Here is a 25,394-nt window from a genome sequence, read left to right on the forward strand (position 1 = left end):
GTCGGTAGGTCCGTTTGAGCGACTGCTCGTGATCGTCAACGTCGCGCAAGCTGCCGCATCGGGCCCAGAATCATCGGAATACGAGAAATGGCTGTCATCCTCATTGGCGCATTACTGACTGTCGCCGGCCTCGTATATATGGCGGTTGCAGCCATCATGCGCGGGCGGCTCAGTGAGCCGGCCGCTGTCTCCACCGCGCCGGATAGCCCGAGGCCCAATCTCGCAACACCAGGTCCGACTCTGGAGCCGCGGCGGCGCGGGCTCCGTTTTCTCGGCTTGTCACAGAATTGGCCGGGCCTGCTGATGATGGCCGTCGGCGTCATTCTGCTGTTATCGGTAGTGGTCCTCTAGAGTTTTGGAAAGGTCTGGAAAACCTCAGGCGGCAGCGCTCAGTCCCAGCCTCTCGAGCGCCAGCTTTCTTGTCGAGACATAGTCGGTCTTGCCCGAGCCCAGCACCGGGATTTCCTCGACCTTGACGATGTCGTTCGGTACCATCAGTTCGGCCGCCCCGGCCTTCTTGCCGAATTCGCGCAATTCGTCGGGATTGGCACTGTCGGCGGTGGTGACCAGGACGAGGCGCTCGCCGCGCCGTCTGTCCGGCACCGCCACCACGGCGTGATGCTCTTCCGGCCACAGCGACTGCACCAGCATCTCGACCGCACCAAGCGATACCATCTCGCCGGCGATCTTGGCGAAGCGCTTGGCGCGGCCGCGAATGGTGATGAAGCCTTCGCGATCGACCGAGACGATATCGCCGGTGTCGTGCCAGCCTTCGAGCGGCAGTAGCTCGCCCGGCCGATCGGCGGTCATGTAGCCCATCATCAGGTTCGGCCCGTCGAGCCACAGCCGGCCGGCGTCGCTAATGCCTTCGACCGGTTCGAGTTTCATGCGCATGGCCGGCAGCAGCCGCCCGACCGTGCCGTCGCGACCGTGGATGGCGGTGTTGACGGCGACCACCGGTGCGGCCTCGGTCAAGCCAAAACCTTCGATGATCTCGGCCTGGAAGCGTTCGCGATAAACCCGGCGCGTCTCCGGCTTCACCGCCTCGGCACCGGCGACGACAAAGCGCAGGCTGGAAAAATCGCCGTCCTTGGCGGTGCGGGCATAGTTGGCGAGGAACGTGTCGGTGCCGAACATCACCGTTGGCCGGACCTTGCGCGCCACCTCCGGAATAAGCTTGTAGTGGAGCGGTGAGGGGTAGAGGAACAGTTTTACGCCGGTGACCAGCGGCAGGATGGTGCCACCGGTCAGGCCGAACGAGTGGAACACCGGCAGCACGTTGAGCAGGATGTCGACCGGCGAGATGGTGATGCGGGCTTCGGCCTGCATGGCATTGGCAAGAAGGTTCCGGTGCGACAGCACAACTGCCTTGGGTGTGCCTTCCGAGCCGGAGGTGAACAGGATCACCGCCGGCTTGGCTGCATTCTGGCGCTGCAACGGCCATCGCCACAGCAAGGCGGCAGCGAGCTTGTCCAGCGCGGTCACGCTTGCGCGAACATCCTCCAGCCAGAGCAGTTTGGCTCCGCCCTTTTCCACCGCCTCGACTATGTCGGCGAGGTTGGCCTTTTCGACAAAGGCGCGTGAGGAGACCACGGTGCGGATCACCGCCGTGCGGATGGCGGCGGTGACGCTCGCTGGGCCGGCGGTATAGTTGATCATTGCTGCCACTCGCCCAGCCGACAAAACACCGACGAACGCCAGCACGAGGCCATTGGCGTTGGGCAGGAGCAGCCCAACCGCTTCGCTCGGCGCTGTCATTGCCTCGAAGCGGCGGCCCAAAACCCTGGCACCGATAAACATTTTCCGGTAGCTCAGCGCACCGCCGATGATGTCTTCGATAATTGGGTGCGAAGCGCCGACACGGTCGGCGGCATCACGCATGGCAAGGAACAGCCCTCGGTCGAGATCACTGCCAAAAAGCCTGGCCTCGGCGAAGCGATCGAACAGCGCATTGGTATTGGAGGCCTGATTGGGGTTCCGCGCCACCAACTCGGCGATGGTCATCGGCTCCAGCGCGCTGATCGACAGCTGCGGGAACCAGTGGCGCGGCGCCTTGTCTGCCGGCGTCAGCGACGCCGGCAGGCTGCGCGCGCCGGCAACGAAGATCGGCACGATGCGAGCGTCGGCCTGCATGGCGATACGGGTGATGGCGCGGAACAATCGAAACGACTTGACGTCGGGCTCGACCGCATTCGGAAGGTAAACCGCGAGCCGGCCCTTGCCCTTCAGCACCCGCACCAGTCTGCGGCTGACGAAGACGTGCTCGGCGTTGAAGGCGATGGTGCGGCCAAGCTCGCGCCATGGTTCCAGCCAGGGCGATCTGGCCGAAGCCGGGTCGAGAATGTGCAGCGTGTCCTCCGGCAGCAGCGACAGCATCAATGCCGGCTCGAGGCGCGACTGATGCCAGACGACGTAGATGACCGGAGCCGCCGACTTGCGGGCAATCTTGATGCGCTCGTCGTTGATCCGGTAGGCGAGCTTGAACGGCACGTAGAGCAGCGCCTGGCTCAAGCGCAGGCCGAGGCGGAACTTCTCCACCACGCCGATCAGCAGCCAGGCCGTGACAAGACCCGCAAGCAGCGCCAGTGTCAGGATCATCGCCGCATCTCCCAACAATCTCACGTCGCGGCTCTTCAGTGGCCGCTTCGGGTGAGAACCTAGCCGAAGTTGGATCAACGTCAATGCGGCTTCATTTTTCCGTCTCTCCTGCTATCAGTGGGCTCGGCTGCCTTCTCCACAAATCGCAGCTACGCCGCCTTCATCCTCCCGCTGATGAAGCGGAATTCCTGCGTCTTGCCGCCAAAGCCATACGCGGCCGCCGGCACTTCGTGCACGAGGGCATAGCTTTCCTCATGGACCTTGCCTAGCAGCCGGCCGAATGCTGCAAAGATTGCCTGGAGATAGGCCTCCAGTTCGAGCTTGGTGTTGGTGCCGTCGACGACCTTGATGTCGAGCCAAGCCGTGTTGGCGCCGTGCTCGGCCAGCGACTTGCCGCCGGCGAACCAGTGCTCGGGGTCGAGATAGGAAATCGCGACAGCTGTGATCGTCGCGTCCTTGCGCAGATGCGTGGCCGTCAGTTCGGTCACCTCCTTGGCAATAGCGGCGGACAAAGCGGCATCGGGCTTGCCGGTAACGCTGACATTGATGATCGGCATGTTTCTTCTCCTCGGTTTCAAGCGGCGTCTCTTCGCCGTCGAGAAAATCATGCCATCGTTCTTGAGTCAGAAAAATCGAATTGTTTTTGATAAACACTTAGATATTATCGAATTATGCAGGCGCTCGATCCCGACCTCCTCAAAACTTTCCTCGCTTTCGTCGATAGCGGCTCGCTGGCGCAGGCTGCGTCGATCGTCGGCCGCTCGCCGTCGGCGGTGACCGCGCAGATGCAGCGGCTGGAGGATGTAGTCGGCGAACCGCTGCTGGTGCCGCAGGGGCGAGGGCGTGGCCTGACGCCGGCGGGCGAGGATCTGGTCGGCCACGCGCGGCGCATTCTTGCTGCGCACCGCGAGGCGTGGCTGGCCCTCAAAGGGGCGCATGCCGATGGGCGCGTCGCCATCGGCACGACGCAGGATTTCGCCGACAGCGGCTTGCCGCAGCTTCTCAGGGCCTTCGCCGTCAGCCATCCGCGCGTCAGGATCGAATTGCGTGTCGGCCGCTCCGCCGAACTGGCGCAGGCTTTGCAAGCCGGCACCCTTGATCTGGCCATTGCCATGCGACAGGCGCCGACGCGGGACGAAGTCGGCGTGCTCAAAGAGCCAATGATCTGGCTTTGCTCACAAAACGGCTTGGCCACCCGCCAAGAGGAATTGCCCTTGGCGCTGCTCGATCCCCATTGCGGGTTTCGCGATGCAGCGACCAGTGCACTGGATGCGGCCGGCCGCCGCTATCGCATTGCTGCCGGCAGTGCCAGCCTTGCCGGCCTGCGTACGGCGGTACACGCTGGCATCGCTTTGACGTTGAGGACGGCGCGCTTCGCTCATTCCGGCATCGTCGAGGCGCCGCGCGATCTTGATCTGCCGCCGGTGCCGGTCGCCGAATTCGCCATCCGCTTGCGTGAGGATGCCGACCGGCCGGCGCAGGATCTGGCCGCGTTGTTCAGCGGCAACCTGGGCTTGGCCAGTTGAGTCAGCAAAGAAAAAGCCGACCTTGCGGTCGGCTTCTGAGTAGGACGGGCCGAGGGGTTTGGGGGGACTTGGGGGTGGCCCGTCGCAGCCATAATGCCTGAGCCCGATGATGGTTCCATGACTTTTCAAATTTATTTTCAGGCACGGATTTCGCGTGATCGGACCTCCAACTCGCCCTCGGGCGTGGCGAGGATTTTGGTCATGCATCCGCTGCGCGCTGCCTGGCCATCAGCCAGTCACGGCCGGCGTGAGCGAACACGGCGCAAAGCACGATTGCGCCGCCGACCATGCTGGCTGCCGGCGGGATTTCCGCCAGGAACAGGAAGGCGAACAGGATCGCGAATGGCACTTCGGCCGAACCCAGCAGTCCGGACTCGGCCGCCGGAATGAGCCGGGCGCCCTCCGTCCACAGGATCGAGGCAAGCGCGAACGAGGAGCCGAAGGTGGCTAGAAGCAATGCGTCCCTGGCCGAGACGGCCAGCGGATCGGTGACGAACCAGCCGAGCACGAACAAAAGGAATGCCGACACCGCACCCGCCCACACCACCGGCGTATCGCGGAAGGTGCGCACCATGATCATGTAGAGGGCGCTGCCGATCGTCATCAGCAGCGCCAGCCCGTCCCCGAACAGATGGCCGGTGCCGAAGCCCGACCAGACCATGATCGCCACCCCGCATAGTGACACGGCAGCGGCAGCAAGCGTCTGCAGCCGGAACGGTTCGCGGACCAACAGGAGGGCCAGCAGCGCGGTGACGAAAGGGGCGGTGGCGTAGATGATGGCGACATTGGCGACAAAGGTGAACTTGAACGCCGAGATGAAGGCGATGCTGGCGAGCGCGCCCTCAATCGCCAGCAGCCAGCCGCGCCAGCCGAGCCGCAGGCTGCCGCGACCGCCGGAGCGCTGGCGACGCCATAGCACATAGAGGCTGATCAGGATCGAGCCGACGAAGCCGCGCCAGCAGGTAATCGTCAGCGGGTCGGAATGGATCGATTTGGTCAGCACGCCGGTGAGGCCGAAGACGGCCGCCGATGCCGAAACCAGGATGATGCCGAGGGTGCGTTCGCGGGCGCTTTCCACTGTGCCTGGCATATCCAGCGATTCCGTCATCTCACCAGCTTACGCTGCCCCGTCCTGACACCATAGTGTCAGCTTGATCGAGGCGTCATGCATCGAAACAGCAGACCGGCAGCCCCGGTGAACAGGCTGCCGGCGAAGCCCTTTCGCGGATTTCCAGGATGGCGATATCGGCCATATGTCCGGCGGCCTTACGAATGTGTTGCGAGAGAGGGTGTGAAGGCGTTGGATGCTCCCCGTATCGTCAGGCTATACGGGGCGAAGCCCTGCCAAGCGCTACGCCAGCGGGGACTTGCGTTTGGGGCAGCCGACACCGCCGTTAAGCAGCGAAGCCAGGCAACTATGGGAGGGAAATGAAATGGACGCGATCGCATTGAAGGCCATGCAGGTGCCGCTGAAGGAGGCCTATCGCGACGACGCCTCGCGCGCGCTGATTACTCTCCGCGCCAAAGGCTCGATCGACGACCAATCGATCGCCTGCAAGGTCGAGACAGGCAGGGCGATCGCCATTGCCGGGCTGCATCCGGCGACCGGCGGCACCGGGTTCGAACTCTGCTCCGGCGACATGCTGCTGGAGGCGCTGGTGGCTTGCGCCGGCGTCACGCTGAAGGCGGTGGCCACGGCGCTGGAATTCAAGCTTGGGGCCGCCACGGTGGAAGCCGAAGGCGATCTCGACTTTCGCGGCACGCTTGGCGTGGCGAGGGATGCGCCGGTTGGCTTCCGCGCCATCCGGCTGACATTCGGCCTCGACACCGACGAGCCGCAGGAGCGCATCGATGCGCTGATCAAGTTGACCGAGCGCTACTGCGTCGTGTTGCAGACCATCAGTCAGAAGCCGGAGCTGACGGTAAGCGCACGACGCTGATGCTGCCAATCTCTCCCCTTGAGGGGGAGATGCACGGCAGGGTAGAGGGGGTTGGTCCGACGGGGCTCGGCCTGCTGCGGCAGATGGAGGCTGGCGCTCCACGCCTGTCGACCCCCTCTGGCCTGCCCTCTTTGCCAAAACTTGGCATCTCCCCTCAAGGGAGGAGATGACGCTCCTACTGCGCCGACGGCTCCTCGGCGTCGCCCTCGTCCGCGAACGGCGAGGCACTCGGCACGCACTGCACCGACCAGCCGGCCGGCGTCGGCTGCTTCTGGTATTCGGTGACGGCGGAGGTGCACTGTTCGCGGGTGTCGAAGGTGCTGGGCAGCACGACCATGCCGCCTTGCGGGCCGGCGATCACCAGATACCAGACCAACGCTACGCTCGGTGCCGCCATGGGTGTTTCCTCGCTCTGCTTGTTTTGGGAGTCGGTGCGATCCTAGCAACTCCGGCCAAGCGGCGAAAGCTGGGCCGAAGCGCGGCGTTAAGCCACGGCATCACAGCCGCGTGATGCAAGGCCGCTTACTCCGGCTGCCGGTAGGCGACAAAGCGGTTGTGCTTGGCCTGGAAGATCAGCCCCGTCTCCTTGAGCGCAGGGCTGGCCAACGGCACGATACGCTTGGCGATCTCCGAAGGGTGCGGCAGCGTTTCCGGATACTCGCCGGGTACGGCCTGCGCCCGCATCGCGGTGCGCGTTGCCCCGGGATCGGCGGCGTTGACCCTGAGCGGCAGGTTTTCGGTCTCATGGGCCCACGAACGCGTCATGGCCTCGACCGCCGCCTTCGACGCCGCATAAGGCGCCCAGAAGGCGCGTGCGGAGTGGGCCAGGCTGGAGCTCAGCACGATAGCGCGGCCGGCATCGGAAAGCCTCAGCAGCGGGTCGACCGAGCGGATCAGCCGCCATGTTGCGGTGACGTTGATGGTCATCACCTTCTCGAAGGTCTTTGCCTCGACATGGCCGATCGGGGCGATGACGCCGAGCACAGCGGCGTTGGCGACCAGTATGTCGAGCTTGCCCCAGCGCTCGTGGATGGCGCCGCCCAGCCGGTCGATCCCCGCCATGTCGGCAAGATCGAGCGGGACGAGCGTCGCTTGTCCGCCGCCTGCTTTGATCTGGTCGTCGAGCTCTTCCAGCCCGCCGACGGTGCGGGCAACCGCAATCACATGCGCACCGGCTGCGGCAAGCTCCCTGGCGATGAAATAGCCGATACCGCGCGAGGCGCCGGTGACGACCGCAACGCGGCCGGAGAGATCGAGGGTCATGCTTGAACTTCCATGAGGTCGGCGTGAAGCACCCCCCTCTGCCTTGCCGGGCATCTCCCCCTCAAGGGGGGAGATTGGCCCTCATCAGGCTCAGCGCCTGTTCTGCGACCGTCGCGATTGGCGAAAGTCGACAGTTCAGCCGATCTCCCCCCTTGAGGGGGAGATGCCCGGCAGGGCAGAGGGGGGTAACCTGGCGAAGACAAATGGCGATCCGGCAACCTTACGACCCGCCCGCCGCCAAGAGCGAAAGCGTGCGGACATTGTCGGAGCCTTCGAAATCGGCAAGCCGGGTCGGATACTGGCCGGTGAAGCAGGCGTCGCAGAATTGCGGCTGCTCGTTGTCGCGGCCGGCTTCGCCGACGGCCCGGTAGAGCCCGTCGATCGAGAGGAAGCCGAGCGAATCGACGCGGATGAACTCGGCCATCTCCTCCACCGACATGCGCGAGGCCAGCAACTTCGACTTTTCCGGTGTGTCGACGCCGTAAAAGCACGAGGCGCGCGTCGGCGGCGAGGCGATGCGCATATGCACCTCCTTGGCGCCGGCATCGCGCACCATCTGCACGATCTTCTGGCTGGTGGTGCCGCGTACGATCGAATCGTCGACCAGCACCACACGCTTGCCTTCGATCATGCGGCGATTGGCGTTGTGCTTGAGCTTGACGCCCATGTGGCGGATCGAATCGCCGGGCTGGATGAAGGTGCGGCCGACATAGTGATTGCGGATGATGCCGAGCTCGAACGGAATGCCCGCGGCCTGCGAAAAGCCGATCGCCGCCGGTGTGCCCGAATCCGGCACCGGCACGACAATGTCGGCCTCGACCGGGCTCTCCAGTGCCAGCTCGGCGCCGATGCGCTTGCGTACCTCGTAGACATTGCGGCCTTCGACCGAAGAATCCGGCCGGGCGAAGTAGACATATTCGAAAATGCAGAAGCGGGTCTTCTGCGGCTCGAACGGGAACAGGCTTTCGATGCCCTTGCTGGTGACGACGACCATTTCGCCGGGCTTCAGGTCGCGCACGAAACGCGCCCCGATAATATCGAGCGCACAGGTCTCCGAGGCGAGAATCCAGGCGCCGTCGAGATCGCCTAGCACCAGCGGCCGGATACCGAGCGGGTCGCGGCAACCGATCATCTTCTTGGACGTCATTGCCACTAACGAGAAGGCGCCTTCGACCTGGCGCACCGCATCGATGAAGCGCGAATTGAGGTCGCGCTCCTTGCTGGTGGCGACCAGATGCAAGAGCGTCTCGGTGTCGGAGGTGGAAGAGAAGATGGCGCCCTGCTTCTGCAGGGCGCGCTGAACGGTCATGGCGTTGGTGAGATTGCCGTTATGGGCGACGGCAAAGCCGCCATCGGCAAGTTCGGCGAAGAAAGGCTGGATGTTGCGCAAGCCAGCGCCACCGGTGGTGGCATAGCGTGTGTGGCCGATGGCACGGTTGCCTTGCAGGCTGTCGATGACACGCTGCTTGGTGAAGGTGTCGCCGATCAGGCCGACATGGCGTTCGACATGGAATTGAGTGCCGTCGTAGGAAACGATGCCGGCCGCTTCCTGGCCGCGATGCTGCAACGCATGCAGGCCGAGTGTTACGATGGCTGCGGCGTCCTGCCGGCCGAAAATACCGAACACGCCGCATTCGTCGTGGAAATGGTCGTCGGCTTCGGCGGAAAGCACGTCGTCTGCGTCTGCCACTGAGACTGCCATTGGGGGCTCAAGCTCCGCTAAAGTCGCCATATAAGGTCATAGCGCATCGAAAGCAACGCACGTCGTGCGACGTTCACATGATCGACAGTCTCGAGGCGAGCAAGTCTGCCGAAATCAGTTTGCCGGCGCCGGGTTTGCAGGTGCCGGCGTCGCGGGCGCATTGTCGGCCGGCGGAGCGTCGCTGTCATCGGGTGCCGGAGCAGTGGCGTCGTCGCCGGCGGCAGGTGCTTCCGCTGCAGGCGCGTCGGGGGCCAGAGGCGTCTCGGTGGCCGGCTGATTCGGATTGAGCTTGTTGAGGATGGCGTTTTCCGGATCCTCGGGCAGCAGGCTTTCCAGCTTGGCACCGATCGATTCGAGCAGCGGCTTTGACTTGGCGTTGGCAATCCAGCCTGGAGCTTTGGCGCCGGCCAGCCAATTGAAAAACAGCAGTGCGACCGCGACCACCAGGATGCCGCGCGCCGCGCCATAGAGGAAGCCAAGTGTGCGATCGAGCGCGCCGATCCTGGAATCGATGATCCAGTCGGCGAGCTTCATGGTGATGACCGAAACGACGATCAGCGCGACAATGAAGACGATACCGGCGGCCGCCGCCATGGCTGCCTTTTCGTTGTCGATATAGGGCTGAATGTAAGGCAGCACCGGCTTGTAGAAGAAGAAGGCCGCCGCAGCGGCAACTGCCCAGGAGATGATCGACAGGATCTCGCGCGAAAAGCCGCGAACCATGGCGAGCATCGCCGAGACCAGGGTGAAGCCGACGAGAATTCCGTCAAGCAGCGTAATCGGCATGTTTTTCGCCCCGCTCCGATCTCTTTTTCACGACTCGACGAGCCGCATCAGTCTTGCTCGTCGGCGCGGCTGCGCCGAGAGCCGGCTATGCGCGCCACGAGATCGGCAAGCTCGGTGGGCTGGAAAGCGCCGGCTCCGATCCCCCCGGCCCCATTACCACCAACAAGTTCCTCGCTGCCCAAGGGCAGAACCGCGCTTCCGAAACCCAGCTTTTCGGCTTCCTTAAGGCGCTGCTGCGCATGCGCAACCGGCCTCACCGCCCCCGAAAGGCTGATTTCGCCGAAATAGACGCAATCGGCGGGAAGGGCAAGACCGGTGAGCGAGGAAACCAGTGCCGCCGCCACCGCCAGGTCGGCCGCCGGCTCCGAAATGCGGTAGCCGCCGGCAACGTTGAGATAGACGTCGTGCGTGCCGAAGCGAACGCCGCAATGGGCTTCCAGAACCGCCAGGATCATCGACAGCCGGGCGCCGTCCCAGCCGACGACGGCGCGGCGTGGCGTGCCGAGCGTCGAAGGTGCTACCAGCGCCTGGATCTCGACCAGCACCGGCCGTGTGCCTTCCATGCCGGCGAAAACCGCGGCACCCGGCGACTTCGCGTGACGTTCACCGAGGAAAAGCTCGGACGGGTTGGCGACTTCCCGCAAGCCCTTGTCCGACATTTCGAAGACGCCGATCTCGTCGGTTGGCCCGAAGCGGTTCTTGACCGTTCGCAGGATGCGGTAGTGGTGGCCGCCTTCGCCCTCGAAATAGAGCACCGCGTCGACCATGTGCTCGACGACGCGTGGGCCGGCGATCTGGCCCTCCTTGGTGACATGGCCGACCAGAACGATCGCCGCCCCTGTGGATTTTGCATAGCGGATCATCGCTTGGGCGGCGGCACGCACCTGGGTCACCGTGCCGGGCGCTGAATCGGCCATGTCGGTCCATAGCGTCTGGATCGAATCGAGAATGACCAGGTCCGGCCGCTTGCCATCGGCAATGGTGGCGAGGATGTCCTCGACGTTGGTCTCGGCGGCGAGTTCGACCGGGGTGTCGGCGACGCCGAGCCGCTGGGCGCGCAGCCTGATCTGGGCGACCGCTTCTTCACCGGAGACGTAGACGATGCGGTGGCCCTTTGCCGCCAGTGCGGCTGCAGCCTGGGTGAGCAGCGTCGACTTGCCGATGCCGGGATCGCCGCCGACCAAAAGCGCCGATCCGCGCACGAAGCCGCCGCCGGTGGCGCGGTCGAGTTCGCCGATGCCGGAGACGATGCGCGGGGCGTCCTCGATGTCGCCGGAGAGGCTGGTCAGCACCACCGCGCGGCCCTTGCGGGCGTTGCGGGTGTTGGCCGGGCCGGAGCCGATGCCGCCCGACGTGCCTTCCTCGACCAGCGTGTTCCACTCGCCGCAGGCATCACATTTGCCGGCCCAACGCTGATGCACCGAACCGCAATTCTGACAGATGAACTGGATACGGGATTTGGCCATCAGCGTCGCGTCGCTTGCCAATTGCCGAGGCTCGTCGATCCTGCCCACCCCCCTCTGTCCTGCCGGACATCTCCCCCGCAAGGGGGGAGATTGGCTGTCATTGATGCTTTCGCCAATCGCCGATGCCGCAAGAAGAGAGCCGGCGACAAAACTGCCGATCTCCCCCCTTGCGGGGGAGATGGCCGGCAGGCCAGAGGGGGGTGTGACGGAACGCGACGGTTGGCCAACAAGCTACTCGAACCGATCCGGCAAATGATGCTCTTCCGCGAGGTCCGAGAAGCGGGTGAACTCGCCCTGGAAGGCGAGGCTGACCGATCCCGTTGGGCCGTGGCGCTGCTTGGCGACGATTACCTCGGCCTTGCCGCGCATCTCGTTCATCTCGTGTTCCCACTTGATGTATTCGTCGGTACCTGGCTTCGGCTCGCGGTTCTTCAGATAATATTCCTCGCGGTAGACGAACAGCACCACGTCGGCGTCCTGCTCGATGGAGCCCGATTCGCGCAGATCCGAAAGCTGCGGGCGCTTGTCGTCGCGGCTCTCGACCTGGCGCGACAGCTGCGACAGCGCGATGATCGGCACCGCCAGCTCCTTGGCCAGTGCCTTGAGCCCGGTGGTGATCTCGGTGATTTCCTGGACGCGGTTTTGCGATGATTTCGCGCTCGATCCCTGCATCAGCTGGATATAGTCGATGACGATGACGTCGAGGCCGCGCTGGCGCTTCAAGCGACGCGCGCGGGCGGACAGCTGAGCGATGGAAATACCGCCGGTCTGGTCGATGAACAGCGGGATTTTCTGCATGGTCTGCGAACAGGCGACGAGCTTTTCGAAATCCATCTCGCTGATCTCGCCGCGGCGGATTTTCGACGACGGGATTTCGGTCTGTTCGGAAATAATGCGGGTGGCGAGCTGTTCGGATGACATTTCGAGCGAAAAGAAGCCGACGACGCCGCCATTGGCCGCCTTGAACGAGCCGTCGGCCTGCTGCGCCGGGACATACGCCTCCGCGATATTGAAGGCGATGTTGGTGGCGAGCGAGGTTTTACCCATGCCGGGGCGGCCGGCAATGATGATCAAGTCGGACGACTGCAGGCCGCCCATGCGACGGTCGAGGTCGCGCAAGCCGGTGGCGACGCCCGACAAATGCCCGTCGCGCATATAGGCGGCATTGGCCATGTCGACCGCCGTCTTGACAGCGTCGGTGAAGCTCTCGAAGCCGCCGTCGTAGCGGCCGGTCTCGGCCAGCTCGAACAGCCGCCGCTCGGCGTCCTCGATCTGGTCGGAGGGCGACATGTCGACCGGCGCGTCATAGGCGATGTTGACCATGTCCTCGCCGACGGTGATCAGCGCGCGGCGCGTGGCCAGATCGTAGATGGCGCGGCCATAGTCGGTGGCGTTGACGACGGTGACGGCCTCGACCGCCAGCCGCACGACATATTGCGCCACCGTCATGTCGCCGACCTTCTCGTCGGCCGGCAGGAAGGTCTTCAGCGTGATCGGCGTCGCGATCTTGCCCATGCGGATGAGCTCGGCCGCGACCTCGAAGATCTTCCTGTGCAGCGGCTCGTAGAAATGGCCAGGCTTCAGAAAGTCGGAGACGCGGTAGAACGCATCGTTGTTGACCAGTATGGCGCCGAGCAGCGCCTGCTCGGCCTCGATGTTGTTCGGCGCCTCGCGATAGAGCGGTGTTTCCGCCACGCCGAATTTTCGTGCTGCCTCTGCCATGATGTCCCCGGTCCTGATCCCGGTCTCTCGATATCAGAACGAGACAAGTCGGTGATGACTTATCTGCATCAGTCCCCAACCAACCAACTTTGATGCCCGCGATTCACAGCCAAGATGCTTCGGTGGAAAGAATCTCGATTGACTCGAATCAAGATGGCGAGCCTAGCCGTTCTTGAGCGAGAACAAAACAGGAAAATAGCTGCCGGTCATTCCGGCAAGGCGTCACCCCAGTCCAGTCGCCGCGCGGCCTTGAACGTCTCGCCGTCGCGCTTGGTGAACAGTCGCTCGGCAGCATGACCATCCTGTTGGCAAAGCTTCAGCAAGACCTTGCCGGAGCCCGATTTCGGCGGTGCGATCACCCGCGCGCGGGGCGGAGCGGCCGGATGACGGGAAGCGGCGACAAAGATGAACTTTTCGTCCTCCCACGGCACCTCGGCATCCTTGGCCAGACGGTGCAGGCGCGAGCGGGCGACGCGGCGGGCGAAATGGCACCAGTCGGGAGCGACAAGTGGGCAGGGCGCCTCATGCGGGCAGGGCGCGAGCACGTGCGCCCCCGCCTCGATCAGCTGCCGCCGCACGGCAAGGATGCGCTGCCAGCCGGCCGGCGTGCCTGGCTCGACGACCAGCAGCGTGTCGGCGGTCAGCTGCCAGAGCCGGTCGATTAGTTTTGCCAGCGATGCCGGCGCGATCTCATCCAGCACATAGGCTGAAGTCACCAGCTCGGCGGGCTCCAGATCGACCAGGTCGATGGTGACGTCACCGGTCAGCCAGGCGGTCTTGGCATGGATTGCCTCGGCGGCAAGCGCCTCGCCGACCCGCCGCACCGCGGCACCGGCCTCGAGTAGCACTGCCTGTTCGAGATCGGGCCAGAGATCGATTGTGGCCCAAAGCACCGTGCCAGGGCCGGCGCCGACATCGAGCAAGGTCTTCGGAGCATAGTCGGGCCGAGACTCGCCCACCGCATCGAGACTGGCGCGGACGGCCGCATAGGTCGCCGGCAGCCGCGTTGCCAGATAGGCCTTAACCGCCATTTCTTCTGCCATGTGCAGGCGGCCATCGCGCAACTCGGCGCGGTAGCGGTCCGACAGCGTCTTGGCCGCTTGCTTGATCATCGGTAACGGCACCTGTTCGAGAAGGCGGTCGACGCCTTGTCTAAGCGGGGCGGGCAGTTCCATGGTCTACGCAGCCCGAGGTGCGAGCACGATGACCGAGGCGCCAATGATGCAGATCGTGGAACCGGCAAGATCCCAACTGTCGGGGCGCACGCCTTCCGCCAACCATAGCCAGACCAGCGAGGCGGCAATGTAGATGCCGCCATAGGCGGCATAGGCCCGGCCCGCCGCACTGGTGTCGACAAGCGCCAGCAGCCACGCGAATAGCACCAGTGAGACGAGACCGGGCGCCAACCACAGCGGCGACTTATCCAGCCGCCACCACGCCCAGAACGAGAAGCAGCCGGCGATCTCGGCAAGTGCGGCGGCGACGTAGAGGAGGTAGGTCATGAAAAAAGGTCCCGCGTTGACGAGACCTTTTTCAGCGTGCCAGCCGGCAATGGCAAGCGGCAATGGCGCGATCGCCGGCAGTCTACTCCGGATCCGCCACCTTGCGGCGGCGAGTGGGCTTGGCCGCAGGAGCCTTTTCACGACGTCCAAGATCGCGCATCTCCAGCGCCTTCTCGCAACTGGCCATGTAGTCGCGCGTCACCGGCAGCGTGTCGTTCTTCTTGGCGATCTGGATTTGGAAGATCACCAGATCCTGCCATCGGAAGGCAGCTTCCGAGGCAGCAAGATAGAACTCCCACATGCGGCAGAAGTGCTCGTCATAGATCGCCTTGGCCTTGTCGCGGTTGGCGGCAAAGCGCTCGCCCCAATGCTTCAGCGTCTCGGCATAATGCAGCCGCAGAACCTCGATGTCGGTGACGACGAGCCCCGATTTTTCGATAGCCGGCATCACTTCGGAGAGCGACGGGATATAGCCGCCCGGGAAGATGTATTTGCGAATGAAGGCGCTGGTCGCCCACGGCACACCGGAACGGCCGATCGTGTGCAGCAGCATGACACCGTCCGGCTTCAGCAGCGTCGCCGACTTGTCGAAGAAGGTACGGAAATGATTGACGCCGACATGCTCGAACATGCCGACCGAGACGATGCGGTCGAAACGCTCATTGAGCTCGCGATAGTCCTTGAGGTCGAAATGCACCCGGTTTTGCAGGCCTTGCGCGTGCGCGCGGTCGGTGGCGACGCCGTGCTGCTCGGTCGACAGCGTCACGCCTTGCACGTCGACGTCGAACGCCTTGGCGAGATAGAGGCCAAGCCCGCCCCAGCCGGAGCCGATGTCGAGTACCGTCTGGCCGGCTTTCAACCTGAGCTTGGCGGCGATGTGGCGCTTCTTGGCTGCCTGGGCCTCATCGAGCGTCATGTCCGGCTGCTCGAAATAGGCGCAGGAATACTGCATGTCCTCATCGAGGAAGAGGCGATAGAGATCGCCCGACAGATCGTAGTGGCGCTGCACGTTGCGGCGCGCCCGCGACGCCGTGTTGATCTGCTGCAGGCGCCGGAAGGCGTGGCGCAGACCCTCGATCGCCTTCGACCAGGTGGCATCGATGCCGCCGCTGCCCATGTTCTGGAACGCAATGCGCATCACCCCCAGCACGCCGCCCTCGATAATGTCGAGTTCACCGTCCATGTAGGCTTCCGGCACCGCCAGCATCGGATCAAAAGTGATGGCGCGCTCGGCATGCCTTGTCTTGATGTGCATGTGCACCGGCTCGCCGCTGCCGTCACCGAAAGTCACCATCGAGCCTTGCGGCCCTGTCACCTTGAGATTGCCTGTGCGGACCAGGCGGTCGAGAACGCGCTTAAGCAGAATATTCATGACCAATTGTCCCCTCTCGGCCAGACATGCTGTCCTATTCTGCATCAAGATATAGGGGTTCGAAAAGTTCCATTTGGCATAAAAATGCCCGGGTGCGAGGCCCGGGCATTGGTCCAGATAGGTATTAGCCGACGAATGCCGGCGAACAACGATCAGCCGTTGTCTTCGCCGCCCTCGAACTCCGCGTTCGGATCGAAGAAATTTTCCGGCCGCGCATTGTCGTTGATGTCTTCGCCGTAGATGGCTTCGGCGGTGGTCAGCGTTTCGCCCTTGGCCTGGCGTTCGGCTTCGTCGGCCGTGCGGGCAATGTTGAGCGTGATGGTGACCTCGACTTCCGGGTGCAGCGCGATCGCCACGTTGGTGACGCCGATGGTTTTGATCGGCTGATTGAGAAGGATCTGGTTGCGGTTCACCGAAAAACCTTCCGCCGTCAACAGCTCGGCGATGTCGCGCGTCGAGACCGAACCATAGAGCTGGCCGGTCTCGCCGGCCGAGCGCACGGCGATGAAGCTCTTGCCGTCGAGCTTTTCAGCAATCTGCGCGGCCTCGGACTTGCGCTCCAGGTTGCGGGCCTCGAGTTGGGCGCGCTGTCCTTCGAACTTCTTCTTGTTACCTTCGTTGGCGCGCAGCGCCTTGCCCTGCGGCAGCAGGAAATTGCGGGCGAACCCGTCCTTGACCTTGACGGTGTCGCCCATCTGGCCGAGCCGGGAAACGCGTTCGAGAAGAATGACTTCCATGGTTTTGTTCCTTCGGTTGGGCGCCTATCCTCAGGATCGGCGCCGAATTGTCTGGAACAGGTCAGGAAGCTGGGGCGTCGCCGCCTGTGTCGCTGTCCTGCCTGTCGCGGCAGTTAGGATCTCTTGTCGAAATCCAACCCGGGATTTGGTGTTCGATCCAGCTACGCCCGTCGTGGCCGGTGAAAAAAGCAGGCGGCGAACCGCCCGCTGGCTAGACCATGATCCCGAAAAGTGAAAACCGGTTTTCGGATAAGATCATGGTCAACTAATCAGTCTTAGCGGACCACGTAGGGCAGCAGGCCGAGGAAGCGGGCGCGCTTGATCGCCTTGGCGAGTTCGCGCTGCTTCTTCTGGCTGACGGCGGTAATGCGCGACGGCACGATCTTGCCGCGCTCGGAAATGTAGCGCTGCAGAAGCCGCACGTCCTTGTAGTCGATCTTCGGCGCGTTGGCGCCGGAGAACGGGCAAGTCTTGCGGCGACGGTGGAAGGGGCGCCGGGTTGGGATCTGGTTGATGTCGACCATTATTCTGCGGCTCCTTCAAAGCCTTCGCGCGGACGGCGCGGGCCACGATCGGCACCCCCATCGCCGAAGCTGCGCGGCGGACGATCACCACGGTCACCGCGATCGCGGTCGCCGAATGAGCGCGGGCCACGATCGCCACGGTCGCGGTCGCCGAAGCCGCCGCGTTCCGAGCGCTCTTCGCGCTTCTGCATCATTGCCGACGGGCCTTCCTCATGCGCATCGACCTTGATGGTCAGGAAACGCAGCACGTCCTCGGACAGGCCCATCTGGCGCTCCATCTCATTGAGCGCGGCCGGCGGGCAGGTGATGTCCATGAGTGTATAATATGCCTTCCGGTTCTTGTTGACCCGGTAGGTGAGGGACTTCAGTCCCCAGTTCTCGACCCGGCCGACGGACCCGCCATTCGCGGTGAGGACGCCCTTGTACTGTTCGACAAGTGCATCGACCTGCTGCTGCGAGAGGTCCTGCCGGGCAAGAAACACATGTTCGTATAGAGCCATAGTGTTCGTGCCTTTCTTCGTTTCTCTCCCGGTTCCCGGCGGCAAAAGCCTCTGCAACTTCTCTGACCCGCAATCCTTGCGAAGACGGGGAAGAAAGGAGCATGACGAGACGGTCGAGAGCGGAGACACGGGAGGCGGAAGCGCTTCTGGCTCCACGCGAAGGTTTCGAAAACCTCCGGCCCTCCGTTCAGCCCCCAGCAAGGACCGGCAGATTGCGGGCGTCTATACAGGAATTTGACCGCAAAGCAAGGCCAAACGACAGGCCAAACGGCTCGACTAGCGCCCTACCTTCCAGAGCACAACGGACCTCGATGGCAAGGTTTTACGGATTTCCTGAAACCTGACCTTAACCATCATGCGAAGTTCCCCGTGCCGGCGGGCGTGGTGGCAACCCGCCGTTCATCATGCGAATGCAAAACGAAACAGTTCGCGCGCGGCCGCCAGCAAGGCGGTTTGGGGGTAAAATGCTGTTCGACAAGTTCTGCCGTTCGAAGAGCGGCAACTTTGCCCTGATGCTGGCGTTCGGGTTGCCTGCGGTTCTGACGGCCGTCGCCTTTGCCGTGGACGTGTCCACCTTGATGAGGGCCAAGGTCAGCTTGCAGAACGCGCTCGATGCCGCGAACCTTGCATCTTCGCATCTCGGCGACATCGAGGCCACGCGCAAGGACGTGTTCGACCGCTATTTCCAGACCAATGTCGCCGGCCACAGCGAGTTGAGGAACGCCGAAGCGACGCTTACCGTCGAAAGGGGCCTCAATTACATCCAGACAAAGGCTGTCGCCGCGGCGGACGTCAACTTGAACTTCGCTTTCCTGTTCGGCAACGACAAGCGCATCACGGTCGATGCTGGCGCCGTCGAATCGACCAATCAGCTCGAAGTCGTACTGGTGCTCGACAATACCGGGTCGATGGCCAGCAACGATCGCATCGGCGCATTGCGGACGGCGGCGACGGGCTTGATCGATATGCTCGAAGCCGCGAAGTCGCCGACACGCAGCGTACGTGTCGCAGTGGTGCCGTTCGTCACCGCGGTCAACGTCAAGGGCGAGGACTACGATCCGTCCTGGATCGACATGGCCGGCAAATCGCCGAACAATGGCGCCAATTTCCCCTTGGTCGGCGGCAAGCGCATCACCCATATGGACCTGTTCAAGCAATTGGGCGTCGAATGGAGAGGCTGCGTCGAGGCGCGGCCCGGAACCAACAATGTTTCCGACATTTCGCCCGACCAAAACAAACCGGACACCCTGTTCGTACCTTATTTCGCGCCGGACGATCCAGGTAACGCCAAAAATCCGAACAGCTCCTATGGCAATTCGGCGACCGGCTACAATAATTCCTATCTCGACGATACGGTTATCACCCTGCTTCCCGGCCTCACCGGCGACATCGCGAAGTACAGTGTTTCGACGATGAAGCTGATCAACGACAAGAAAGGCCCCCTGACCATCGGCCCAAACCGGGCCTGTCCGACGCCGATAGTGCCGCTGACCGACGATTTCGACAAATTGCGTAAGGCCGTCAGTGAGATGATCGAATGGAACGGCTCGGGGACCAATGTTTCGGAAGGGTTGTCATGGGGGATGCGGGTACTCTCGCCGGAACCGCCCTACAGTGACGGCGCGCCGTTCAGGGCGTCAGGCACGACCAAAACGGTGCTGCTGCTCACCGACGGCGAAAATGTTGTCTATGGCGCGAAGGATACGCCACAGAAGTCGGACTATGGTTCTTACGGGTTCCTGGCTTCGGGTCGGTTCGGATCCAGCGACCAGACCGCGGCCGCGCGCAATGTCGACGACTGGACAACCAATGTCTGCAACACGTTGAAGAAACAGGACGTGCAGATCTTCACAGTACTGCTGCAGGCCGACACCGCAGCCAACCGCAAGCTCTACGAGGCCTGCGCGTCGTCGCCGTCGGATTATTACCCGACCAACGACGTCAGTCAGCTCGAAAGCGTCTTCCTGAAAATCGGAAGCTCGATTTCGCAACTGCACTTGACGAACTGAACGACGTCAGTCGCCCAACGGCCGTTCCGCCGCCGTTGCTCAACTCGTGTGCGCAGCCACTTTGCCTGTGGTTTCGGGGAAGAAGTCGGGCGCCGCATGGCGCTTGCCGAACATCATGTCGTACTGCAGCAGACGGAAGTCGCGGATTGCCGGGTCGATCTCTTTCTGACGCGACCAATCGGGGGTGGCGTCGCCCGCCGGTGCCAACAGCAAATTGCGGTCGATGACGCGGTAGTGCTCCCGCAACTGGCCGAGGAAGCCGGTATAATAGGGATGACTGATGCCGGCAGTCTTCAGGATATGGTAGGGCAGGAAGGCTGGGCTGACGGCGCCGAGATCCTCGGCCGGGCCGCTGCGGTTCGACCAGACGATCAGCGGCGTCTGGTGATGCAGCAGCATCTGGTCGGCCGCCTCCTTGCGCGGCGCGACATTGTCCTTCATGAAACCGGTCTCGACGTAGACCGGCCCAAGCGGCGGCAGATGGTCGCCGAAGAAGGCGATGACCGTCGGCCGCTGGCGTTTCTTCGCCCATTCGATCAGCCGCTCGAGGCCGCGGTCCGCGTCGGAAGAGCCTTCGGCGTAGCTCAACAGCGATTCACGCGCCCATTGGCTGATCGGCGCCTGCACCTTATGGGTCGGATTGTTATAGCGATACGGCTCATACGGCCCGTGGTTCTGCAGGCTGACGGCGAAAAAGAACACCGGCTCGGCGCTGGTATCGGCCTCGTGGATGATCTCGTCGGTCATCGCCGCGTCCGACGCGAGCGGTCCGCGTTTTTGCATGGGCGGCAACGTCTCCTCGGACTTGAAGTCGTTGAAGCCGAAATCGGCATAGACGGCTCCCCGGTTCCAGAACCAGTTGGTGCCGGGGTGGATGGCGCGTGCCCGATAGCCCTGACTTTTCAGGAAGGTCGCCAGTGACGGGGTCGGTGTCCGCACATATTGCTGGTAAGGAATACTGCCCGCCGGCAGGAAGGCGTTGGAAAAGCCGGTCAGGGCCTCGAACTCGATGTTGGCCGTCATGCCGCCGAATTCGGGCGAGAACATGTAGCCCGTGCGCAGTGCCCGCACATTGGGGATAGGGTCGGGCGTGATGGTGACGCCGGGCAGCTTGGTCGGATCCCAGAAGGATTCGCTCATGACGACGATGATGTCGGGCTTCTCGGCGGGTACCGAGACCGTCACCTGCGGTTTGCCGATCGCTTCGATCGCCTTGCCGGAATAGCCGGGCGGCGCCGAGACATGGGCCATCGGGACGTTCAGCGCGAATGCGAGCGCAAAACCGTTCGAGGCATAGTTTTCCTTCTGGTCCCACATGATCGGGATGATCTGCAGCCGGTCGCGCGTCCATGAGAAAGTGGCATAGTCCATGATGGAGACGAAGAAGGCGATCAGCGGCACTGTCAGCGTCAGCCGGGCAAGGCGGCCCTTGTGGCTGAGCGCCGGAACGCGGCGGCGCCATAGCCGCCAGCCATAGACGAGAAGCGACAGCCCGCCGACGATGCCGATCGCCAGGGCAATGGCGGTTCCCGGGCGATCGCGTACCAGGAGCGGCATCAGCGCCACGATCTGCCGAGAATAGAGGAAATCGGTCGGATAGAGCGGATCGCCGAGATAGAGCGACTTCTGGTGGCCGACGAACGCCAGCGACAACGTCAGCGGCGCGAGGATCATCAGGCTCTGATGGCTGCGGCCGAGCACGGCGTCGAGCCCTATGAGGATCAACGCAAAAATGATGATTGTGGTCCAGCCGGGTTTGAAGGGCTGCAGAAAGAAGTCGATGGTGCCGGCAAAGTTGCCGCGCACGATCAATTCGATAGCGAACACCAGGATGGCCGCGGCCAACAGGCTGATGAAGCCATAGCGGATGACAGGCCATTTGCGCCCTGGCAGATAGCCGGTGGCCGGATCGCCTTCGAGAAACTGTGGCGCGGCCTCGGCTGCGCTCTTCTTGGTCTTTGCCACTGCAATAGTTCCCCGGCCCGCAACAAAAGCGTCACTCGACTGTCATCGAACTGTCACGCAAAGCTAGCGCCTGTGGCGGAAATAAGAAGAGCCAGCAAACAAATCGTGAGCGGTTTTCATCATGAGTGATCGCCAAAAAGCCTGCCGAAACAGGCACTCGGCCGACGTTGCGCGGTCAAGGTTGGACTTGACTTGGCCGCACGCCTTGCGTCACAGGCAACGAGAACCAGCAGCTGGGAGCCGCCGATGGCCATCGCATTCACCTTTCCGGGGCAGGGCAGCCAGGCTGTCGGCATGGGCAAGGACCTTGCCGATACCTTTGTTGAATCGCGGCGGATCTTCGAGGAAGTCGATGATGCGCTCGGCGAAAATCTATCGAAGCTTATCTGGGAAGGCCCGGAAGAGACGCTGACGCTGACCGCCAATGCCCAGCCGGCGCTGATGGCGGTGTCGCTTGCCGCAATCCGGGCGTTGGAGGCGCGCGGCTTCTCCCTGAAAGGCAAGGTCACCTATGTCGCCGGCCACTCGCTTGGCGAATATTCGGCACTTGCGGCCGCCGGTTTCGTTTCGGTCGCCGACGCCGCCCGGCTGTTGCGCATCCGGGGTAACGCCATGCAGGCGGCGGTACCGGCCGGCGAGGGCGCCATGGCGGCGATCATCGGGCTGGAACAAGCCGACGTCGAAGCCGCCTGCGCAGAGGCTGCCCAAGGCGCGGCCAAAGATCCCGCGCAAGCCTTGGTTTGCCAGATCGCCAATGATAATGGCGGCGGCCAGTTGGTAATCTCCGGCGCCAGGTCGGCGGTCGAACTGGCGGCGAAGCTATGCACGAAGAAGGGCGCCAAGCGGGCGCTCATGCTGCAGGTTTCGGCGCCCTTCCATTCGGCATTGATGAAGCCGGCGGCCGAGATCATGCGGGAGGCACTGGCCGCCGTGACGAAGAGTGCACCGGCCGTGCCGCTGGTCTCCAATGTTACGGTGACCCCGACGAGCGATCCCGACGAGATCGCCCGCCGCCTCGTCGAACAGGTGATCGGGCGCGTGCGCTGGCGCGAAACGGTGGAGTGGTTCGGCGCGAATGGCGTTGCGACGCTATATGAAGTAGGCGCCGGCAAGGTTCTGTCGGGGCTGGCGCGGCGCATTAACCGCGATATTGCCACCAGTGCAATCGGATCCGCGGCGGATGTCGAGGCGGCGCTGGCGGCGCTTGCATAATCAACTGGCGATTTGACCCCGCTCCGTGCGAAGGGTGTTCGCTCAGATCAGGAGACAAAAATGTTCGAATTGACCGGCCGCAAGGCGCTCGTCACCGGCGCATCGGGGGGCATCGGCGAGGCGATCGCCCGCGTGCTGCATGGCCAGGGCGCCATCGTCGGCCTGCACGGCACGCGTATCGAGAAACTGGAGGCGCTGGCCGCCGAACTGGGCGACCGGGTCAAGCTGTTTCCGGCCAATCTTTCCAATCGCGACGAGGTCAAGGCGCTTGGCCAGAAGGCGGAGGCCGATCTCGAAGGCGTCGACATCCTCGTCAACAATGCCGGCATCACGAAGGACGGGTTGTTCGTACGCATGGCTGATGCCGACTGGGATAGCGTGATCGAGGTCAACTTGACCGCCGTGTTCCGGCTGACCCGCGAGCTTACCCATCCGATGATGCGGCGCCGCCATGGCCGCATCATCAACATCACTTCAGTGGTCGGCGTCACCGGCAATCCCGGCCAGGCCAATTATTGCGCCTCCAAAGCCGGTATGATCGGCTTTTCCAAATCGCTGGCGCAGGAGATCGCCACCCGCAATATAACCGTCAACTGCGTCGCCCCGGGCTTCATCGAATCGGCGATGACCGACAAGCTCAACGACAAGCAGAAAGAGGCGATCATGGCGGCGATCCCGACGCGGCGCATGGGCACGGGCGCCGAAGTCGCCTCTGCCGTCGCCTACCTCGCTTCCAATGAGGCGGCCTACGTCACCGGCCAGACCGTTCATGTCAATGGCGGCATGGCAATGATCTAACACTTGGGAAAACGCTTCATTCCGTCTTGGATGCACGGGATTTTTCGTGTAATGCCGCCCGCAACCCGGCGGTTCGGGCAAAAATCGGTCCTGTTCCGCTGCGTTTCCGGCAGGACCATCTTTCAGCTTGATTAGCGGCATTCTGCCCGCTAACGAAGACAGACAACCAAAAGACGAGGATGCCCAAATGAGTGACACCGCAGAGCGCGTCAAGAAGATTGTCATCGAGCACCTTGGCGTCGATGCCGACAAGGTGACGGAGCAGGCGAGCTTCATCGATGATCTGGGCGCGGACAGCCTCGACACGGTCGAACTTGTCATGGCGTTCGAAGAAGAGTTCGGCGTCGAAATCCCCGACGATGCGGCCGAGACCATCCTGACTGTTGGCGATGCGGTGAAATACATCGACAAGGCCTCCGCCTGACGCTATTTGCAGTCATCACCGGGGAGGACCTGCGATGAGGCGTGTCGTCGTCACGGGCCTTGGGCTGCTTTCGCCGTTCGGCATGGGCTTCGAGCACAGCTGGAAGGAGCTTCTGACCGGCCGCAGTGCAGCCAAGCGCATCACCGAATTCGAGGTGGAAGACCTTGCCTGCAAGGTCGCCCACGTCATTCCGCGCGGTGACGGCTCCAATGCCACTTTCAATCCTGAAGCCGTTCTCGAGCCGAAGGAACTGCGCAAGATCGGCGACTTCATCCTGTACGGGATCGCGGCCGCCGACGAGGCGCTCAAGGATTCCGGCTGGCAGCCGAAGACGCATGAGGAACAGTGCGCCACCGGCGTGCTGATCGGTTCCGGCATCGGCGGCATCGAAGGCATCGCCGAGAATGCGATGATCCTCAAGGAACGCGGTCCGCGCCGCATCAGCCCGTTCTTCATCCCCGGCCAAATCATCAACCTCGTGTCCGGTCAGGTCTCGATCCGGCATGGGCTGAAAGGCCCCAACCATGCCGTCGTCACCGCTTGCTCGACCGGTGCGCACGCCATCGGCGATGCCGCCCGGCTGATCATCTGGGGCGATGCCGACGTTATGGTCGCGGGCGGCGCCGAAGCGCCGGTGACGAGGCTTTCGATCGCTGGGTTCGCGGCTTGCCGCGCGCTCTCCACCGACCGCAACGACGCGCCGCAAACGGCCTCGCGCCCCTATGATCGCGATCGCGACGGTTTCGTCATGGGCGAGGGCGCCGGTGTTGTCGTGCTCGAGGAGCTCGAACACGCCAAGGCCCGCGGCGCCAAGATCTATGCCGAGGTCACCGGCTACGGCCTGACCGGTGACGCCTATCACATCACCGCGCCTGCCGAGGACGGCGACGGCGCTTTCCGTTGCATGACGGCGGCGCTGAACCGGGCGAAGCTGACGCCCGCCGATGTCGACTACATCAACGCCCACGGCACCTCGACCATGGCCGATACGATCGAACTCGGCGCCGTCGAGCGGCTGGTCGGCAACGCCGCCTCGAAGATATCGATGTCGTCGACCAAATCGTCGATTGGCCACCTGCTGGGCGCGGCTGGTGCTGCCGAGGCGATCTTTTCGATCCTCGCCATTCGCGACAACATCGCGCCGCCGACCATCAATCTCGACAATCCGGAGCGCGAAACGGCGATTGACCTTGTGCCGCACAAGCCGCGAGCCCGGCAGATCGACGTGGCGCTGTCCAACTCCTTCGGCTTCGGTGGCACCAACGCCTCGCTCGTCTTCCAGCGCTACAATGGCTGACCGCTCCGCCGGTTTGCGTCTGCCGTCAATTTTGCCATATTCGCCCCTACT

General features: G+C 63.3%; 24 protein-coding genes. 8 read left to right on the forward strand and 16 right to left on the reverse strand.

All coding sequences use genetic code 11. From position 1 onward, the window contains the following. Positions 1-87: 87 nt before the first annotated feature. Positions 88-351 carry a hypothetical protein gene (locus tag NKH05_RS10750; RefSeq protein WP_023719845.1) on the forward strand — a complete coding sequence of 88 codons (264 nt, stop codon included), beginning with the start codon at positions 88-90 and terminating at the stop codon, positions 349-351. A gap of 24 nt (positions 352-375) precedes the next feature. On the opposite strand, the gene NKH05_RS10755 is transcribed toward NKH05_RS10750, so the two are convergent. Both NKH05_RS10755 and NKH05_RS10760 read right to left on the reverse strand, forming a co-directional pair. Next, complete coding sequence (locus NKH05_RS10755) at positions 376-2,598, reverse strand: AMP-binding protein (RefSeq protein ID WP_023719844.1); 2,223 nt, start codon at positions 2,596-2,598, stop codon at positions 376-378. A 149-nt stretch (positions 2,599-2,747) separates the two neighbouring features. Beyond that, entirely contained in the window at positions 2,748-3,155 is a 408-nt protein-coding gene (locus NKH05_RS10760) for a tautomerase family protein (protein ID WP_023719843.1), read from the reverse strand. 114 nt (positions 3,156-3,269) lie between these two features. On the opposite strand from NKH05_RS10760, the gene NKH05_RS10765 reads away from it, so the two are divergent. Continuing rightward, positions 3,270-4,124: a LysR substrate-binding domain-containing protein gene (locus NKH05_RS10765; protein WP_352494864.1), complete on the forward strand. Its 855-nt coding sequence runs from the start codon at positions 3,270-3,272 to the stop codon at positions 4,122-4,124. Positions 4,125-4,323: 199 nt separating this feature from the next. On the opposite strand, the gene NKH05_RS10770 is transcribed toward NKH05_RS10765, so the two are convergent. Beyond that, the gene (locus tag NKH05_RS10770; RefSeq protein WP_352910759.1) at positions 4,324-5,214 is read right to left on the reverse strand and encodes a DMT family transporter; all 891 of its coding nucleotides are present in this window, start codon (positions 5,212-5,214) and stop codon (positions 4,324-4,326) included. 343 nt (positions 5,215-5,557) lie between these two features. Between NKH05_RS10770 and NKH05_RS10775 the strand changes: the two genes are divergently transcribed. Beyond that, a complete protein-coding gene (locus tag NKH05_RS10775; protein ID WP_352481824.1) occupies positions 5,558-6,064 on the forward strand; it encodes an OsmC family protein in 507 nt (168 codons plus the stop codon). 175 nt (positions 6,065-6,239) lie between these two features. Here NKH05_RS10775 and NKH05_RS10780 read toward each other — a convergent pair whose 3' ends face one another. The 12 genes from NKH05_RS10780 to rpsF all read right to left on the reverse strand — a co-directional run bounded on the left by NKH05_RS10780 (position 6,240) and on the right by rpsF (position 17,638). Further along, the gene (locus NKH05_RS10780) at positions 6,240-6,461 is read right to left on the reverse strand and encodes a hypothetical protein (protein WP_023719840.1); all 222 of its coding nucleotides are present in this window, start codon (positions 6,459-6,461) and stop codon (positions 6,240-6,242) included. Positions 6,462-6,586: 125 nt separating this feature from the next. Then, positions 6,587-7,327, reverse strand: coding sequence for an SDR family NAD(P)-dependent oxidoreductase (locus NKH05_RS10785; protein ID WP_023719839.1), 741 nt, complete (start codon positions 7,325-7,327; stop codon positions 6,587-6,589). Between the two features lie 220 nt (positions 7,328-7,547). Then, positions 7,548-9,029, reverse strand: coding sequence for an amidophosphoribosyltransferase (gene purF, locus NKH05_RS10790; protein WP_502896949.1), 1,482 nt, complete (start codon positions 9,027-9,029; stop codon positions 7,548-7,550). A 114-nt stretch (positions 9,030-9,143) separates the two neighbouring features. Continuing rightward, complete coding sequence (locus NKH05_RS10795) at positions 9,144-9,815, reverse strand: CvpA family protein (RefSeq protein WP_023719837.1); 672 nt, start codon at positions 9,813-9,815, stop codon at positions 9,144-9,146. Positions 9,816-9,862: 47 nt separating this feature from the next. Next, entirely contained in the window at positions 9,863-11,281 is a 1,419-nt protein-coding gene (gene radA / locus NKH05_RS10800; RefSeq protein ID WP_023719836.1) for a DNA repair protein RadA, read from the reverse strand. Between the two features lie 231 nt (positions 11,282-11,512). Continuing rightward, positions 11,513-13,003, reverse strand: a complete 1,491-nt coding sequence (locus NKH05_RS10805) for a replicative DNA helicase (protein ID WP_023677714.1) — start codon at positions 13,001-13,003, stop codon at positions 11,513-11,515. A 206-nt stretch (positions 13,004-13,209) separates the two neighbouring features. Beyond that, positions 13,210-14,178, reverse strand: coding sequence for a small ribosomal subunit Rsm22 family protein (locus tag NKH05_RS10810; RefSeq protein ID WP_352849220.1), 969 nt, complete (start codon positions 14,176-14,178; stop codon positions 13,210-13,212). A gap of 3 nt (positions 14,179-14,181) precedes the next feature. Next, complete coding sequence (locus NKH05_RS10815; RefSeq protein WP_352857649.1) at positions 14,182-14,505, reverse strand: YnfA family protein; 324 nt, start codon at positions 14,503-14,505, stop codon at positions 14,182-14,184. 82 nt (positions 14,506-14,587) lie between these two features. Then, positions 14,588-15,877: a cyclopropane fatty acid synthase gene (locus NKH05_RS10820; protein WP_352857647.1), complete on the reverse strand. Its 1,290-nt coding sequence runs from the start codon at positions 15,875-15,877 to the stop codon at positions 14,588-14,590. A 152-nt stretch (positions 15,878-16,029) separates the two neighbouring features. Continuing rightward, positions 16,030-16,614 (reverse strand): 50S ribosomal protein L9, encoded by a 585-nt coding sequence (rplI, locus tag NKH05_RS10825; protein WP_023719831.1) that lies wholly within the window; start codon positions 16,612-16,614, stop codon positions 16,030-16,032. A gap of 275 nt (positions 16,615-16,889) precedes the next feature. Further along, entirely contained in the window at positions 16,890-17,138 is a 249-nt protein-coding gene (rpsR, locus tag NKH05_RS10830; RefSeq protein WP_006203718.1) for a 30S ribosomal protein S18, read from the reverse strand. After that, entirely contained in the window at positions 17,138-17,638 is a 501-nt protein-coding gene (gene rpsF, locus NKH05_RS10835) for a 30S ribosomal protein S6 (RefSeq protein ID WP_352481813.1), read from the reverse strand. The genes rpsR and rpsF overlap by 1 nt, the downstream gene beginning before the upstream one ends. A 464-nt stretch (positions 17,639-18,102) precedes the next feature. On the opposite strand from rpsF, the gene NKH05_RS10840 reads away from it, so the two are divergent. Beyond that, positions 18,103-19,647, forward strand: coding sequence for a pilus assembly protein TadG-related protein (locus NKH05_RS10840; protein WP_352481812.1), 1,545 nt, complete (start codon positions 18,103-18,105; stop codon positions 19,645-19,647). A 39-nt stretch (positions 19,648-19,686) separates the two neighbouring features. On the opposite strand, the gene NKH05_RS10845 is transcribed toward NKH05_RS10840, so the two are convergent. Then, positions 19,687-21,612, reverse strand: a complete 1,926-nt coding sequence (locus NKH05_RS10845; protein WP_352494869.1) for an LTA synthase family protein — start codon at positions 21,610-21,612, stop codon at positions 19,687-19,689. A 246-nt stretch (positions 21,613-21,858) separates the two neighbouring features. Here NKH05_RS10845 and fabD point away from each other — a divergent pair, with 246 nt between their 5' ends. The 4 genes from fabD (at position 21,859) to fabF (ending at position 25,343) form a co-directional block, all read left to right on the forward strand. After that, on the forward strand, positions 21,859-22,824 hold the full coding sequence (gene fabD, locus NKH05_RS10850; RefSeq protein ID WP_352494870.1) for an ACP S-malonyltransferase: 966 nt from the start codon (positions 21,859-21,861) through the stop codon (positions 22,822-22,824). 60 nt (positions 22,825-22,884) lie between these two features. Next, on the forward strand, positions 22,885-23,622 hold the full coding sequence (fabG, locus tag NKH05_RS10855) for a 3-oxoacyl-[acyl-carrier-protein] reductase (protein WP_023719826.1): 738 nt from the start codon (positions 22,885-22,887) through the stop codon (positions 23,620-23,622). A gap of 187 nt (positions 23,623-23,809) precedes the next feature. Further along, positions 23,810-24,046: an acyl carrier protein gene (locus tag NKH05_RS10860; protein WP_006203723.1), complete on the forward strand. Its 237-nt coding sequence runs from the start codon at positions 23,810-23,812 to the stop codon at positions 24,044-24,046. Positions 24,047-24,080: 34 nt separating this feature from the next. After that, positions 24,081-25,343, forward strand: a complete 1,263-nt coding sequence (gene fabF, locus NKH05_RS10865; RefSeq protein ID WP_352494871.1) for a beta-ketoacyl-ACP synthase II — start codon at positions 24,081-24,083, stop codon at positions 25,341-25,343. The last annotated feature ends 51 nt before the right edge of the window (positions 25,344-25,394 follow it).

Origin of the sequence: Mesorhizobium sp. M1399 (genome assembly GCF_040317735.1) — a bacterium.
In the GTDB taxonomy this organism is placed as follows: domain Bacteria; phylum Pseudomonadota; class Alphaproteobacteria; order Rhizobiales; family Rhizobiaceae; genus Mesorhizobium.